Origin of the sequence: Leptolyngbya iicbica LK (assembly GCF_004212215.1) — a bacterium.
GTDB lineage: Bacteria > Cyanobacteriota > Cyanobacteriia > Phormidesmidales > Phormidesmidaceae > Halomicronema > Halomicronema iicbica.
In genome coordinates, this window is record NZ_QVFV01000004.1 from 310,333 (window position 1) to 324,887 (window position 14,555).

A 14,555-nucleotide genomic window follows, 5' to 3' on the forward strand; every position below is an offset into this window, starting at 1 on the left:
CATCAGTCGCCCTACCCGCATCATGGGGGCAATCGCTCTGGTGACTGCTACCTCAACTGCTCAACTGTCAAGGATCTGCCTTCATGGACCGTCAACGTCAGGGTTTTCTGGTATCGGGGCGAGTCTATCTCATCATTGCTGTCTTGATTTTTGGGGCCGCCAACGCCGTGACGCGACAACTCACCGATCTAGGGGCCGCGCATTTTGTCGATGGTCATAATCCGGTCTCGGCTTGCAATGTCTTGTTTGTGGGGAATGTGTGTGCGTTAGGTTTGCTAGGGATGCTCTATCACCGGCAGTTACGGCCTGGGGTGTTGCGGCAGATGGCGGGTCGGCAGTGGGCGATTCTCACCCTGATTGCCATTGTGGGCGGGGCTTTGGTGCCCATGCTGATCTTTACGGCGCTCTCGATTACGGCGGTGAATAACGTGGTGCTGATCAGTCAGCTCAGTGCGCCTCTAGCCCTGGCGCTGTCGGCGGTTTTTCTTGGGGCGCGAGTCAATGTGGCGGTCGCGCTGGGGGCGATCGTGGCGTTTGTCGGGGTGGCGCTGACGGTATTGCTCCCCACCGCTAGCCCAGATTCTGTGGAGACGACGATGGGGCTCACGATTGGCAAAGGCGACCTCTTGGTGCTGGTGGCGGCGGTTTTGCAGGCGATCGCTAACCTGATTAGCAAAATTAGTCTCCAGACCGTGCCGCTCGGCTTTTTCAATGTTTATCGCACCCTGGTCGGCACCGTGTTCTTCTTCGTGGCGACCATCGTTCTGTTCGAGCCGAGCCATTTTATGGATGTGACGTCTCCCTTTTTGTGGCAATGGATGCTGCTGTACAGCGCGGTGATTGTGGTGGGCGGTCAACTAGCTTGGTTTGCGGGGCTCAAAAAGAGCACCGCGAGCGAAATTTCCCTGGCGACTGCGTTCACTCCCATCGCGGGCGTTTTGGCGGCGTATCTCATCTTGGGTGAGGTGCCGACCGTGGCGCAGTATGTGGGCGGCGCGGTCATTGTCGTCGGGATTGTGCTGAACCAAATCGGCGTGCAACAACTGAATCGCGCCACGCCATTGCCCAAGCCCCCGACGCCCGCAGCGATGAACGACAAAGTGCTCTACAAAGGGGTGTAGCCATGGCGGGACCGGCGCTATGGAGACAGCATCAACGCTGGCCACCGCCGCCGCCAACGGCAGCAGACACCGGCCCGTGATGGGCTGAGTCAGCGTGAAACGTGCCACAATCGACCAGGGTTAGCCAAAGGACTTTATTGTGAAATTTGCCTTCATCATTGATCCGATTCATTTGCTTGATCCGGGGCACGATACCAGCGTCGCCCTGATGGAAGCTGCCCAAGCCTGCGGTCATGAGGTGTGGGTGACGGCGGCTGAATGGCTCGGGGTCGAGATGGGGCGGGCGATGGCGCGGATGCAACCCGTTACCCTAAAGCCCGTCACCCTGGGCGAAAATCGTTGGCTGGCGGAACGAGACTGGTACAGTCTGGGCGAGATGGTTTACCAGCCGCTGGAAAACATGGATGTGGTGATGATGCGGACCGACCCGCCGGTGACCATTCCTTACCTCTACACCACCTATGTGCTGGACTATGTGGACCCGACGAAGACACTGGTGATGAACTCGCCTCAGGGATTGCGAGCCGCCAATGAGAAAATGTACGCGCTCCAATTCACCCAGGCGATTCCTGAAACCATTGTGAGTCGTGATAAAGCGGTGATTGCGAAAACGGTGGAACGCTGGGGACGCGCCGTGCTGAAACCTTTGGGGGGCAAAGCAGGCGAGGGCATTTTGTTCTTAGAACAGGGCGATCGCAACCTCAACTCGATGATCGAGATCAGCACCCAGCAGGGTCGCGAGCCGGTCATGATCCAGACTTACTTGCCCGCTGCCAAAGACGGCGATAAGCGCATCATTTTGCTAGATGGTGACCCCATTGGTGCGGTGAATCGCATTCCTACGGGCAACGAGTTTCGCGGCAATATGGCGGTCGGCGGACGGGTGGCCCAGGTCGAAATTACGGAACGCGATCGCGAAATCTGCGACCAACTCGCCCCCACCCTGCGCCGCGATGGCCTCATGTTTGTGGGCATCGATATCATCGGTGGCTATCTCACTGAGGTGAATGTCACGAGCCCCACCGGCATTCGCGAAATCGATCGCCTCGATAATGTCAGCCTGGGTAAGCAGGTGGTGGCATGGATCGAGAAAAAACTGGCCCAAAACTAGGGTTGAGTGGCTGAGTAGTTGGGGCGTTGGGTGGTTGGGAGTCGAGGGCTTGCCTCAGTCATACAACGTTCGAGAAGTCAGGCAAGATGCCTGGCTCCCCTGCTCTCTAGCTCCCCTGCCTCCTCTGCGCCAGGCCATTGCCGAACTAACGACGCTTTTAGTTGGGTCGCGGGGACGTGAGGGGTAGGGCGATCGCACCCCAACGCAAATGCTAGACTACAGCCCTGATAGCTGTTTTCTAAGTGCGTTCATGGCCGATTTGACTCAACTGCTGGCAACCGAATTAGACCTTCCGGCTCGCCAGATTGATGCTGCCCTCGCCCTGTTGAACGAGGGGGCGACGGTGCCCTTCATTGCGCGGTACCGCAAGGAGCGCACCGGGGGGATGGATGAGGTGCAGTTGCGATCGCTGCAAGAGCGCTACGCCTACCTGACGGAACTCGCTGACCGGAAGCAAACCATCCTCAAATCCATTGCCGATCAGGGCAAGTTGACCAAGGAACTGGAAGCGAAAATCCGGGCCTGCACCCAGAAGACCGAACTCGAAGACCTGTATCTGCCCTACAAACCGAAGCGTCGCACCCGCGCCACCATCGCCAAAGAAAAAGGGCTGGAACCCCTGGCCGATCGCCTTGCTGACCACAACCGACCCGACGCCCCGGTGTTGAATTTGTCCCAAGCGGCGGCGGAATTTGTGAATCCCGAAGCTGGCGTTGAGAATACCGAGGATGCCCTAAAAGGGGCGGCAGACATCTTGGCCGAGGCGGTGGCTGAGCGGGCCGACTTGCGGGCGTGGGTGCGGGACTATTTGCTGAAGTCGGGCGTCTTTCAATCGCGCATTGACGACAAAATTCCCGCAGGCAGCACCAAGTTCGAGCTGTATCGCCAGTACGACAACCCCGTCAGCAAAATCGCCCCTCACAATCTGCTGGCCCTGCTGCGGGGCCAGCGGGAAGACGTGCTGAGCCTGGAGCTGGCCTTTGACACGGATGCAGTGCTGCGCCATTTGGAGTCGTCCGTGATTCGCACCCGCGAACCGGAACTCCGCCAGTTTTACCAAGACCTGATTCAAGATGCCTTTGCGCGGCTGATGAAAACGTCGCTGGTGAACACCGTCATTGCCGAGAAAAAAGCCTGGGCCGATGAGGAGTCGATCCAAACCTTTGAGGCGAATTTGCGGGATCTGCTGCTGGCTCCCCCGGCGGGCATGAAGCCGACGATCGCGATTGATCCCGGCTTTCGCACCGGCTGCAAAGTGGCTGTCATTGACCAAACGGGGCAGTTCCTGCACTACGAAGCGATCTTTCCCCATCAGGTCCAAGCCCAGCGAGAAAAAGCGGCGGCGACATTGGCGGGGTTGATTCAAAAATACGAGGTGGCGCTGATTGCGATCGGCAATGGCACCGCCGGACGCGAGACGGAAGCCTTTGTGAACGAAGTGTTGCAGCCCCTGTCCCAAAAGCCGACCAAGGTGATGGTGAATGAGGCTGGGGCGTCGGTGTACTCCGCCAGTGAGGTGGCGATCGCGGAATTTCCTAACTTGGATGTGACGGTGCGCGGAGCCATCAGCATCGGTCGTCGCCTGCAAGACCCCCTGGCGGAACTGGTGAAAATCGACCCAAAATCCATTGGTGTCGGGCAATATCAGCACGATGTGGATCAAAAGCGGCTGAAACAAAAGCTGGCGGATACGGTGGAAAGCTGCGTGAACTACGTCGGCGTCGATCTCAACACCGCTTCGACGGAGCTGCTGACCTACGTGTCGGGCATCAGCGCGACGTTGGCGAACAATATCGTGCAGTACCGTAACGAGAACGGGGCATTTCGCGATCGCAAAGCCCTGAAAAAAGTGCCCAAACTTGGCCCCAAAGCCTTTGAACAGGCGGCAGGTTTTTTGCGCATTCGCGGCGGCGACAATCCCCTCGACAACACCGCCGTTCACCCCGAGCGCTACGGCATCGTCGCGCAAATCCTCCAAGATTTGCAGGTCAATCCGAAGCAATTAGGCACGACCCAAGAACTGCAAGGGTTACCGCTCCAACAGGTGAACCTGAAACGCTACATCACCGATGAAGTAGGCGAGCCGACGCTGCGCGATATTTTGGCAGAGTTAGAAAAACCCGGTCGCGACCCGCGATCGCAGTTCGTCACCGCCCAATTTCGCGACGATATTCAGACCATGGCCGATTTGCAACCCGGCATGAGTCTGGAGGGAGTCGTCACCAACGTGGCCAACTTCGGCGCGTTCGTGGATATCGGCGTTCACCAGGACGGCCTCGTCCACATTTCGCAACTGGCCGATCGCTTCGTCAAAGATCCGAAGGACATCGTCAAAGTCGGCCAAGTCGTGACTGTCCGGGTGATGGAGGTAGACGAAAAGCTGAAGCGCATTAGCCTGTCGATGCGATCGCCCGATGGTGACGGGAGTAGTCAATCTCGCCCGTCCCAAAAGTCTGGCACCGCCAAGCCCCAAAGCAAAAAAGGGCGATCGGGCCAAGGCAAGTCCAAAGCTGCACCCCCGAACTCGACCACGACGGCCGCGCCCACTCTGCAAGACTTGAAAGCCAAATTCAACAAACGCTAAATCTAACCGCTCTCTAATCCCGTTGTCCCATCCTCCTGGCAAATCGTCGCCCTGCCGACGGTCTCCGGCCACTCGGCAGTTTAATGTAGTGAGAGGATAAGCCAAGGCGGGATGAGAAAAAATGCTGTCAAACTTGCCAAAGTGGGCGATCGCGGGCCTCGCGTTTCCCCTAATTGTGTTGAATGGCTGGCTCTTGTATCGCCTGGGATCACTGCTACAGCCCGTCCCCAGCATCATTGCCACTGCTAGCCTGATCGCCTTTTTGCTGGATTATCCCATCGCCTTGCTGCAACGCCGGGGCTTGTCACGGGCGCTAGCGACAGCGGCGGTCTTGCTAATTGCTTTAGCCGCGGCGATCGTGCTGGTCATCTTTTTGGGACCGCTGGTGTGGCAACAGCTCAATGACTTTGCCGAGAGCCTGCCCCGGCTGATTGAACTCGGTAAAAACCAGTTGCTGCTGCTCAACGAACAGCCCTTTCTGCAAAACCTGCCCCTCGATTTAGAGGAAATCACGATTCAGGCGGCCAATCGGCTATCGTCGGCGCTGCAATCGGCCACTAGTCAGGTCATTAGCGTCACCCTGAGCACCATCAACAGCACCCTCAATTTGTTGATCACGCTGGTGCTGAGTCTGTTGCTGGTGCTCAACGGCGAGCGCCTGTGGAATGGCCTGCTCAGCTGGCTACCTCCCAACCTGCAACAAGAAACCCGCGATTCGCTGCAACCCAGCTTTCAGGGTTACTTTTCGGGACAGGCGACCCTGGCGCTGATTTTGGCGACCGCCGAGTCGATCGCCTTCGTCCTGCTAGACGTCCCCTATGGTCTATTGTTTGGGATTGTGATTGGCTTCACTAGCCTGATTCCCTTTGGTGGCACCGTCGCGGTTTTGGGCATTAGCGTGTTGCTGAGTTTCCAGTCCATCACTCTGGGGCTCGAGGTGCTAGTCGTCGCCGCCATTCTGGGCCAGATTAACGACAACGTCATTGCTCCCAAACTGATTGGAGGTGTCACGGGTCTCAATCCGGCAGTCGTCGTGGTTGTGCTGTTGGTAGGGGCTAAATTTGCGGGCTTTCTCGGCTTATTACTGGCAGTGCCCACCTCCAGTTTCATAAAAAAAGTGGTCGATGCCCTGCGATCGCCCACGGCGATGTCAGAAGCCTCGTAAAGGTTTGCTGCCCATGCTGCTCACTAGACGCTTTTAACTCACGATTGACTGTCCCCTCAAAATTGCTATGTCGAGAAAATACGTTATCAACGCCCTCATCTACATCCTGGCCACGCTGGGAGCCAACTACACCGCTGCCTGGTTCATCCCCTTCCCCATCTTTGGTCAGGTTGCTGTCGGTACGTTCATTTTTGGCATCACCTTTACCCAGCGCGACAAGCTGCACGGAGCTGGACGCAAATGGGTCTACGGCACGATCGCGATCGCGGCCCTGGCGAATGTGATCATGAGCGCGGTGCTGGCGGTGCCCCTGCGGATTATTGCCGCTAGCTTTCTGGCGATCGTCCTGGCCGAAACCGCCGACACCGAAATTTATCAAAAGCTCTTGCGCTATCCCTGGTTGGTGCGGGTGGCGGGCAGCAATGCGGTGTCCATTCCCCTCGACACGCTGCTGTTTACCCTGGTGGCTTTTGCAGGCGTGCTCTCGACCACCGAGATCGTGTCGCTACTGTTCGGCGAAACGATTACCAAATATGCGATCGGCATTCTGGTCGCCCTCTGGCGCGAAGGCAAATTCATCTGGCAAGAGAGTTAGCGGCTGTCAGGCTGGGGGCAGTGACTAAGCCAGATATGTCCGGGTGGGTTTCGATGAGGATGAAGGTGTCTTAAGATTTATTTTAGAAAGTAAATCTAAGCAAACTTTTCCTTGTAGAACGGGCTGCATACTCATCCATGTCTAACTCCTACTCCCTAATGATCCATGGTGGATCCGGTTCCCTCGAAGATTTGAAGTACGAAGCAGGCGAAGCAGAATTTAAGCAAAGCATTCACGCCATTTTGGAAAAAGGTCGCCAGCGGTTAGCCCGGGGCGATCGCGCCCTCGACGTGGTGGAATATTGCGTCACGCTGCTCGAAAACGATCCGCTGTACAACGCCGGACGCGGTTCCGTGCTCAATGCCAGAGGCCAAGTCGAAATGGATGCGGCGCTGATGAATGGGGCCGATTTGCGGGCGGGTTCCGTCGCCTGTGTCAGCGAAATCAAAAATCCGATTGCCCTGGCTCGCCACGTGCTCAACCATGGCAAACACGTGCTGCTAATGGGGGAAGGCGCGATGGAATTTGCCAACCTTTGCGGGCTGGAGCGCTGCCACGAAGACTATTTCATCACCCCCGCCCGTATCGAACAGTTGAAAGAAGCCAAAGCGGCCGGGCGCATCACCCTTGACCATGAGCGCGTCACTATGGCCGAAAAGCTTGGCACCGTGGGCGCAGTGGCCCGTGATGTTTACGGCGATCTTGCTGCTGCGACGTCCACCGGGGGCTTGGTGAATAACCACTGGGGCCGCGTGGGCGATACGCCGATCATTGGGGCGGGTGTCTTTGCCGATAACGAATCTTGTGCGGTGTCGGCTACGGGCTACGGCGAAGAATTTTTGCGCACAGTGTTGGGTAAAACCATCGCCATGTTTATGCAGTGGCGTGGCTTGGATGTGGCCGCTGCCGCTGAAGCGGGCATCGAATATCTGGTCAACCGCGTACAGGGCGAAGGCGGCGTCATCGTCGTTGATGCCGATGGCCGCTGTGCCTCTGCCCAATCGACCACGGGGCTGATCTGCGGCTGGATTGAGCACGGCGGCGAAGCTCACTGCACGTTGGGGTAAATCGACAGCGGCGATCGCTCTCCCCTCCTCGCCAACTTTCAAAGCCGGGAAAGATTGGGCGATAGTCTGAGCGATCGCCCTCGATACAGCCAGAGCACATCAGATCCCGGCATTCAGCCTGTTGACCATTCGCACGGTTCCACCAAGACCCATTGACCTTGCGAACTCTACTAGTTCCTTGGCTCCCCTGCCCTTTCGCTATTAATACCGAATTAATACCGACTCTTCAGCGCCCGCTCAACTTCTCGCTTCTCTTGCTTGCGTTTTAGCGAATCGCGCTTATCGTGCAGTTTTTTACCCTTAGCGAGAGCCAGCGTCACCTTAATCCAGCCCCGCACCACATAAATTTTAAGCGGCACCAGAGTCAGCCCTTTCTGCTCAACCTTGCCAATCAGCTTGCGGATTTCGCCCTTGTGCAAGAGCAGTTTGCGCGTACGGCGTGGGTCATGGTTGTATTGCTGAATCGTGGTGCTATGGGGCGAAATATGGACGTTATGCAGCCAAATTTCGCTGTCTCGAACCTGGGCAAACCCATCTCTCAAGTTGGCCTTGCCTGCCCGAATCGACTTCACCTCGGTGCCTTTGAGTTCAATTCCCGCTTCAAAGGTCTCCAGCACCTCATATTGATGACGGGCCTGGCGATTATCACTCAGAATTTTGTAGCCGTTATCCGAATCCGCCATAGCGCTCTTTTACTCCACCACAATGCACCATTCGTGCAATTCGTATTCCACACATCCGTTTTGAATTAGCGGGTCGGCTGCGACGATCGCCTCCGCTTCCGCCAGCGATGCTGCCTGAAACAGCAACATGCCGCCGCCGCGTTCAGCCCAATACCCGGTACGGGCCTGATGTCCCTGGGCAATCAAGTCTTTCACATAGGCGACATGGGCGGGCACATGCTGGTCAAAAGCCGCCTTGTGGATGATTCCTCGTTCAATTTTGACGAACCAGGGCATGGAAATTATCTATAAACCTCACGTTAGCGAAATTCATTAACCTGTTAAAAGGTCGGTTTGTACACCTCATCCGGCCATCCAGGCTGGGGGTTGGCATGTCTTACTAGCATACTGATCCCATTCGCCTTGCCCGATAGATCGTAACGGAAAGCCACACCCGCCAGCGCGATCGCCCTCTGCCCCATGGTTTCTACTGCTTGCCTGATGACCGATGTTACTGCTTCTGCTACTCATGCTTCACAGTCGCGCTACTTTTTAGCCCTGATGCCGCCGCCAGACATTCAAGCCGCAGCCACGGCTCTGAAACACTACTTCCGCGAAAATTACCGCAGCCAAGCCGCGCTCAAATCGCCGCCCCACATCACCCTACAAGCGCCGTTTACCTGGCCGGATGAGGAGCGCGATCGCTTGTTTGCTACCTTGGCGGCCTTTCGTCCTTCGGCATTACCGATTCCGGTTCATTTATCAGGGTTTGGAGCATTTCCGCCGCGAGTAATTTTTCTGGCCGTCCAGCCGACGCCAGCGCTCATGCAGTTACAGGCAGAGCTGAGTCAATATCTGGCCGCCACCCTCGACCTTGTGGATCGGCGATCGCGCGATCGGCCCTTTCGCCCCCACCTCACAGTGGCCTTTCGCGATTTGAAACCTGCCGCCTTTCGTCATGCTTGGCCGGAATTTGAGCAGCGGTCGGCGGATTATCGGTTTACCTCCAGCGCAATTACCCTCTTGCGTCACACAGGAAAGACATGGATCACCCTCAGAGACATTGAAATGTCATAAATCTTGAAGTTGCGATCTGGCTCTCAATGTGCGTTCAAGCTTCAGGTAGATTTCCCCGATAATGATTGCTGACACAGCGTTTCTAGAGATGACGGCCTGACTTTAGGCACGGCAAGTGTGGGAACCTAACCTCACAATTTCGTAATGGTTCATTGATACTTTCAAAAACGGTAACGTATAATACAGAAGTGAAGGATAAATCGTTCATCCTCTTGTTTCCATTCAGGAGATGAGGACGGAAGTAGGGGGCACCGGACTCCGAAGGAACGCGCCGACAATACATTCCGGCTCATCATGGAACTGTATGGAGGCGACTCATGAAACTGACTTATCGTGGTATTCAGTACGACTACAACCCACCTGTGGTGGAAATGAACAACACCGCTGAGGTTGGTAAATACCGTGGCGTTGATATTCGTTTTCGCTCGGTGAAAAAGAACCCAGTGCAGCAACCCACTTTAGATCTCGTCTATCGGGGTGTGGCTTATCGCACGGGTGAAACTGCGGTTGAAACCACTCCTGTGGCTGCTCCGGTGGCAACGGTTGCCGATGCTCCTGCGACGTTGGCTGACCTCGAGCTCAAAGCTCGCACCCTATTGATGGGGCACCATCGCAACGTTAAGCGTCGTCAGCAAGCAATGATGACGCGCCTAGCGGCTGATGTCGGTCTCGAGGGTGATGTCAACCAATACTGGAGCCGCATTCAGGGCAAGGTACATCCGAGCTTTTGGGCGACTTACGATCGCGGTGGCTCGGCAGCGAGTTAAGCGGTTAACCGCAAGTCAGTGACTAACTGGCAATTGAGTTGAGTCTGAAGGGGGCATTTGCCCCCTTTTTTGTTGGCATCGCTGGGAATGCTGGTGATGCGATAACCGCTAACCAAGATCGCTAGACCTTGACCTTGCGCAAAACAAAGAGGCTCCCCTGGTTACCTCGACCAATGCGTAAATCATCGTCGAGATAGGTGACCTCTAGCCAGCCCGATTGGCGATCGCTATTGATCCGAAAATCAATGCCCTGCCAGAAGGGAAACTTGGCTTGTGCCTGCAATTTTTGAATGAACTGGTATGGATTCTCATAGCCGAGCAGCGTTTGCAGCCCAAAGACACCCCGCTCAAAGGCCACATTGACCCGCTTTTGGGACACCGCTTCAAACCTTGCCCCGACTGAGACCAAGCCGCTGAGTTGCGGCAGCCCCACCACCTCCGCAATATTGTAAATTCGCGCCTCGTCTATATAGATACATTGGTAAATTTGTCCCAACTTGTACAGGGGAAAGCGGTCAATCCCCAGCAGTTCATCGCTGGTGGTGTAAAGCAAGCGCCAGATGCCGTTTAGTTGTGCGGTAGCGGTGAGCGGTTCAGGATGGGGAGTGCGGTCTTCGAGGGTTGCCGCCAGACTTTGAATGGCTTGCTGATCGGTGGGCGACGCTAACAGCCCCCGGTTCGTCGAGGCGATCGCTTCCAAGAGGTCAGTTTTGCCAAGCATATGCCAATGATGTGAGGATTGATTGCAGTGGCGATCGCCATCGCGAGCGCGTGTAAGGTTACGTGAGATTTAATTGACAATCTCTCATTTGTCAGTTATCACTCCGATGTTAGACTCATAGCTGGGCTAAAAAGCCGCGCGATGGCAACCCTCATTCAGGATATCAGTCGCGGATGATGCGGATTACGATCCTGCTGATTGCCAGCGCCCACCTTCAACCAAAGCTTTGCTTTTTGGAACTCGATTTCTTATGACATACAACCCGTCTCTACGCATTGTTCCCCGTGATCAAACTGCTGACGTTTTACCCACACAAAAAGAGCCGTCAATTTTGACCTGGCTCGAAGGCACCGGTCGCCTCAAGCCCCGTGAAGAGGTGGCGGTGGCTGATGATGAGGAAGAAGAAGAAGAAAGTGAAGAGATTGATGATCTCATGGGCGACTCAGGCAAAGGGTTCGACGATGACGACGACCTCAGCCTCGGGGATGACGATTAAATCGTTTTTCTACTTGAACTAAAGAGAAGTAGCGATTAAAGTATGCCCAACCTTTCAGCACTCAATATTCAGCCCCGTGCCGGAGTCAGATTGTTCAGCCGTTTGATGAATGCCGGGGCAAATGTTGAGAATCTTAGCGGTTGCTGAAAGGGGGCTCGACTCTTTGGAGATCGAAGACAGAAGACCGAAATTTCAATGATGGGCTGCTAATCTTAGTGGCGTTGGGGTTTGCCCCATTTGAGTGGTGAGTGAGCAATTCAGCAAGGCGACAGCCGTCAACGCTGAAACCGCGTGGTGTAGAGGCAGTGAGGAGCAGGATTCATTGTGGATGCAAAGTTTTTGACCAACAGACCCCTGGGGACATCCGTCCTGTCGGGAAAAATGCTGTTGGTTGTGATGACGGTAGGGGCGCTACTAACCAGCCTGTTTTTAGATGACGGAGCTAATCGATTAGGTCAGGTATCGTCTCTCACTGTGCCATTGGTCATCGCCTGGGGCGCGGCGACGATCGCAGGCTTTGGCCTGTTGCCCATTCTGCGGGCCTGGAAAACCGGACAGTTCATCCGTGAAGAAGGGCCGCAAGCCCACTTTAAGAAAGCGGGCACTCCCACCATGGGCGGCATTTTCTTTGTGCCTGTTGGGGTTTTCGTGGCGGTCTTGCTAACGGGGTTGTCTCCCACAGCTGTAGCAGTTGGGTTGCTGACTTTGGCCTATGGCTTTGTGGGCTGGCTCGATGATTGGCAGGTGTTGCGCCGCAAATCTAACAAAGGTATCTCGCCCCGGATGAAGCTGGCGCTACTGATTGGTTTCGCCACGGTATTTTGTCTGTGGGCGATGGTCACCCAACCGGGAGAACTCACGCGCATCGCATTGCCTTTGGGCTTCACTCTGCCGCTGGGCATTCTCTTCTGGCCGCTGGCGGGCTTTGTGTTGGTCGCTGAGAGTAACGCGACCAATTTGACCGATGGTTTGGATGGCCTGCTGGCGGGGACGGCGGCGATCGCCTTGCTCGGCCTCGGTGCCCTGGTTGCGCCGACCCATCCCGATCTGATGATTTTCTGCGCGGCGATGAGCGGCGCTTGCCTGGGCTTTTTGGTTCACAACCACAATCCGGCCAAGGTCTTCATGGGCGACACGGGCTCATTGGCCGTGGGGGGCGCGTTGGCTGCCGTGGGTATTTTGAGTGGCAACCTATTCGGTTTGCTGATTGTGACCTTGCTCTTCTTTGCCGAAACGCTGTCGGTCATCATTCAGGTGAGTTATTACAAGGCGACCAAAGGCCCTGATGGTAAAGGCAAGCGCTTTTTCCGCATGGCTCCTTTACACCACCACTTTGAACTGTCGGGTTGGTCAGAACTACAGGTGGTGGGCGTCTTTTATGCGGTCACGGCTGGTTTGGTCGCGATCGCCCTCCTTACTGCTTAAATCCTTACTGCTTAAATCCTCACTGCCTAAATCATCCGAACACCATGGCATACTGCAAAAAGAGCAAGGAGTGTTAGCCTCCCTGCTCTTTTTGCTTGTTGAACTGTTGGACTGCTGAACCCCGATGCCTGAAAGCTTGCTGTCGCTGAATCAGTTTCGTGTCTCCTATCCCGGACAGTTAGCTTGGGCGGTGGATGATGTGTCGCTGAGCTTGGCACCGGGCGATATTTTGGGCCTGGTGGGCGAGTCGGGCTGCGGCAAAAGTACGTTGGGCCGTGCGGCGCTGCGACTCTTGCCCAAAGGCACGCGCATTGCGGGAGACGCCACGTTTGAAGGCCGTTCGATTCCGGCGATGTCGGCTCAAGAACTGCGCCATTTTCGGGGTGAGGCGGTATCGCTAGTCTTTCAGGATCCGATGACGCGGCTCGATCCGCTGATGACGATCGGAGATCACTGCTTGGAGACGCTGTTGGCCCATGAGCCGACCTTGTCGAAAGCGGAGGCGAAAGCACGATCGCTGGCGGCCCTCGAAGCCGTTCACATTCCCGCCGATCGCTGGGGGCAGTATCCCCACGAATTCAGTGGCGGTATGCGCCAACGGGTGGCGATCGCCCTTGCATTAGTCTTGAATCCCAAGCTGATTGTGGCTGACGAACCGACGACCAGTTTGGATGTCACTGTTTCGGCGCAAATCTTGGATGAACTCACCCGGCTGTGCCGCGATCGCCACATGGGCCTGATCCTGATTTCCCATGATCTGGCACTCGTGGCGGCATATTGCGATCGCGTTGCCGTCATGTACCAAGGCGAATTGGTCGAACTGGGCACCTCGCAGCAGGTGCTGCAGCAGCCTCAGCATGACTACACCAAGTCGCTGTTGCAATCGGCGCTAGATTTGCAGCAGGCCGCCATTCGCGATGTCGTCGAACAGACCGCAGCGCCCCTGCTCGAAGTGCAAAACTTGCAAAAACACTACACCCTCTCCGCCAACCCACTGGCTCGCCTCTTAGGGGGGCAGTCGAATCAAGTGATCAAAGCGGTCGATGGGGTGTCCTTTGACCTGTATCACGGTGAGGTGTTTGGCCTGGTGGGTGAGTCGGGCTGTGGCAAGAGTACTCTCTCTCGCACGATTGTGCAGATTGTGCCCCCGACAGCGGGGCAAGTCAGACTATTGGGCAAAGACATCACCCAGTTATCGCGATCGCAGTTGCAAAAGCAGCGGCGCGATATGCAAATGGTGTTTCAAGATCCCCATGCTTGTCTGAACCCGATGATGACCCTGGGGCAAGGCATTGGCGATCCCCTGCGCATTCATCAGCTGGGCACTGCCGCTGAAATTGACCAGCAAGTCCGCGCCATGATGGAACGGGTGGGGCTGACTCCGGTGGATGACTACATTGATCGCTATCCCGGCGATCTCTCCGGCGGACAGCAGCAGCGAGTCGCGATCGCCCGAGCCCTGATCACGCGCCCTAAATTGGTGATTTGTGACGAGCCCGTCAGCATGTTAGATGCCAGCATTCAAGCTCAGGTGCTCTCCCTCATGCTGGAACTCAAGGACGAATTTGACCTGACCTATCTTTTCATCACCCATGATCTGTGGGTGGCGCGGTATTTATGCGATCGCATTGCCGTGATGCAGGCAGGCAAAATTGTCGAAATGGGTTCCACGGAAAAGATCTTCAACCAGCCTGCGCATCCTTACACCCAAGAGTTGTTAGGAGCGGCACCTTTTTTAGCTGCCCAGTCTGCCTAGCCCAGCGA

At 56.0% G+C, this 14,555-nt stretch carries 14 protein-coding genes and 1 riboswitch; of the genes, 11 read left to right on the plus strand and 3 right to left on the minus strand.

Features of this window, described 5'->3' with window-relative positions:
* Positions 1-83: 83 nt before the first annotated feature.
* From DYY88_RS17165 to DYY88_RS17190, 6 genes are all read left to right on the plus strand, one after another.
* Positions 84-1,121 (plus strand): DMT family transporter, encoded by a 1,038-nt coding sequence (locus tag DYY88_RS17165; protein ID WP_039726525.1) that lies wholly within the window; start codon positions 84-86, stop codon positions 1,119-1,121.
* 139 nt (positions 1,122-1,260) lie between these two features.
* Entirely contained in the window at positions 1,261-2,232 is a 972-nt protein-coding gene (gene gshB, locus DYY88_RS17170) for a glutathione synthase (RefSeq protein WP_039726526.1), read from the plus strand.
* Positions 2,233-2,482: 250 nt separating this feature from the next.
* The gene (locus DYY88_RS17175; protein WP_039726528.1) at positions 2,483-4,816 is read left to right on the plus strand and encodes a Tex family protein; all 2,334 of its coding nucleotides are present in this window, start codon (positions 2,483-2,485) and stop codon (positions 4,814-4,816) included.
* Between the two features lie 121 nt (positions 4,817-4,937).
* Positions 4,938-5,981: an AI-2E family transporter gene (locus DYY88_RS17180; RefSeq protein WP_039726529.1), complete on the plus strand. Its 1,044-nt coding sequence runs from the start codon at positions 4,938-4,940 to the stop codon at positions 5,979-5,981.
* A 67-nt stretch (positions 5,982-6,048) separates the two neighbouring features.
* A complete protein-coding gene (locus DYY88_RS17185; protein WP_039726530.1) occupies positions 6,049-6,576 on the plus strand; it encodes a VUT family protein in 528 nt (175 codons plus the stop codon).
* Positions 6,577-6,713: 137 nt separating this feature from the next.
* Positions 6,714-7,643 (plus strand): isoaspartyl peptidase/L-asparaginase family protein, encoded by a 930-nt coding sequence (locus DYY88_RS17190; RefSeq protein ID WP_039726531.1) that lies wholly within the window; start codon positions 6,714-6,716, stop codon positions 7,641-7,643.
* A gap of 212 nt (positions 7,644-7,855) precedes the next feature.
* Here the strand turns inward: DYY88_RS17190 and smpB are convergent, their stop codons facing one another.
* Positions 7,856-8,326, minus strand: a complete 471-nt coding sequence (gene smpB, locus DYY88_RS17195) for an SsrA-binding protein SmpB (protein ID WP_039726532.1) — start codon at positions 8,324-8,326, stop codon at positions 7,856-7,858.
* A gap of 9 nt (positions 8,327-8,335) precedes the next feature.
* Positions 8,336-8,602, minus strand: a complete 267-nt coding sequence (locus tag DYY88_RS17200; RefSeq protein ID WP_039726533.1) for a YciI family protein — start codon at positions 8,600-8,602, stop codon at positions 8,336-8,338.
* A 183-nt stretch (positions 8,603-8,785) separates the two neighbouring features.
* Here DYY88_RS17200 and DYY88_RS17205 point away from each other — a divergent pair, with 183 nt between their 5' ends.
* Positions 8,786-9,382 carry a 2'-5' RNA ligase family protein gene (locus tag DYY88_RS17205; RefSeq protein WP_242517635.1) on the plus strand — a complete coding sequence of 199 codons (597 nt, stop codon included), beginning with the start codon at positions 8,786-8,788 and terminating at the stop codon, positions 9,380-9,382.
* Between the two features lie 199 nt (positions 9,383-9,581).
* A riboswitch (Glutamine riboswitch) is annotated at positions 9,582-9,655 on the plus strand.
* A 44-nt stretch (positions 9,656-9,699) separates the two neighbouring features.
* Positions 9,700-10,149 carry a glutamine synthetase inactivation factor IF7A gene (gene gifA, locus DYY88_RS17210; RefSeq protein WP_039726534.1) on the plus strand — a complete coding sequence of 150 codons (450 nt, stop codon included), beginning with the start codon at positions 9,700-9,702 and terminating at the stop codon, positions 10,147-10,149.
* A 121-nt stretch (positions 10,150-10,270) separates the two neighbouring features.
* Here gifA and DYY88_RS17215 read toward each other — a convergent pair whose 3' ends face one another.
* Positions 10,271-10,870 (minus strand): PAP/fibrillin family protein, encoded by a 600-nt coding sequence (locus DYY88_RS17215; RefSeq protein WP_039726535.1) that lies wholly within the window; start codon positions 10,868-10,870, stop codon positions 10,271-10,273.
* Between the two features lie 250 nt (positions 10,871-11,120).
* Here DYY88_RS17215 and DYY88_RS17220 point away from each other — a divergent pair, with 250 nt between their 5' ends.
* The 3 genes from DYY88_RS17220 to DYY88_RS17230 all read left to right on the plus strand — a co-directional run bounded on the left by DYY88_RS17220 (position 11,121) and on the right by DYY88_RS17230 (position 14,547).
* Entirely contained in the window at positions 11,121-11,366 is a 246-nt protein-coding gene (locus DYY88_RS17220) for a DUF3134 family protein (protein WP_044151172.1), read from the plus strand.
* Positions 11,367-11,705: 339 nt separating this feature from the next.
* Entirely contained in the window at positions 11,706-12,791 is a 1,086-nt protein-coding gene (gene mraY / locus DYY88_RS17225) for a phospho-N-acetylmuramoyl-pentapeptide-transferase (protein ID WP_367889305.1), read from the plus strand.
* Positions 12,792-12,915: 124 nt separating this feature from the next.
* Positions 12,916-14,547, plus strand: a complete 1,632-nt coding sequence (locus DYY88_RS17230) for a dipeptide ABC transporter ATP-binding protein (protein WP_039726538.1) — start codon at positions 12,916-12,918, stop codon at positions 14,545-14,547.
* The last annotated feature ends 8 nt before the right edge of the window (positions 14,548-14,555 follow it).

Bases quoted from the DNA above. Each gene is read 5' to 3' on its own strand.
- gifA (WP_039726534.1), top strand. From the start codon at position 9,700: ATGAAACTGACTTATCGTGGTATTCAGTACGACTACAACCCACCTGTG.
- DYY88_RS17185 (WP_039726530.1), top strand. From the start codon at position 6,049: ATGTCGAGAAAATACGTTATCAACGCCCTCATCTACATCCTGGCCACG.
- smpB (WP_039726532.1), bottom strand. From the start codon at position 8,326: ATGGCGGATTCGGATAACGGCTACAAAATTCTGAGTGATAATCGCCAG.
- DYY88_RS17180 (WP_039726529.1), top strand. From the start codon at position 4,938: ATGCTGTCAAACTTGCCAAAGTGGGCGATCGCGGGCCTCGCGTTTCCC.
- DYY88_RS17205 (WP_242517635.1), top strand. From the start codon at position 8,786: ATGGTTTCTACTGCTTGCCTGATGACCGATGTTACTGCTTCTGCTACT.
- DYY88_RS17165 (WP_039726525.1), top strand. From the start codon at position 84: ATGGACCGTCAACGTCAGGGTTTTCTGGTATCGGGGCGAGTCTATCTC.
- DYY88_RS17220 (WP_044151172.1), top strand. From the start codon at position 11,121: ATGACATACAACCCGTCTCTACGCATTGTTCCCCGTGATCAAACTGCT.
- DYY88_RS17200 (WP_039726533.1), bottom strand. From the start codon at position 8,602: ATGCCCTGGTTCGTCAAAATTGAACGAGGAATCATCCACAAGGCGGCT.
- DYY88_RS17230 (WP_039726538.1), top strand. From the start codon at position 12,916: ATGCCTGAAAGCTTGCTGTCGCTGAATCAGTTTCGTGTCTCCTATCCC.
- DYY88_RS17190 (WP_039726531.1), top strand. From the start codon at position 6,714: ATGTCTAACTCCTACTCCCTAATGATCCATGGTGGATCCGGTTCCCTC.
- DYY88_RS17175 (WP_039726528.1), top strand. From the start codon at position 2,483: ATGGCCGATTTGACTCAACTGCTGGCAACCGAATTAGACCTTCCGGCT.
- DYY88_RS17215 (WP_039726535.1), bottom strand. From the start codon at position 10,870: ATGCTTGGCAAAACTGACCTCTTGGAAGCGATCGCCTCGACGAACCGG.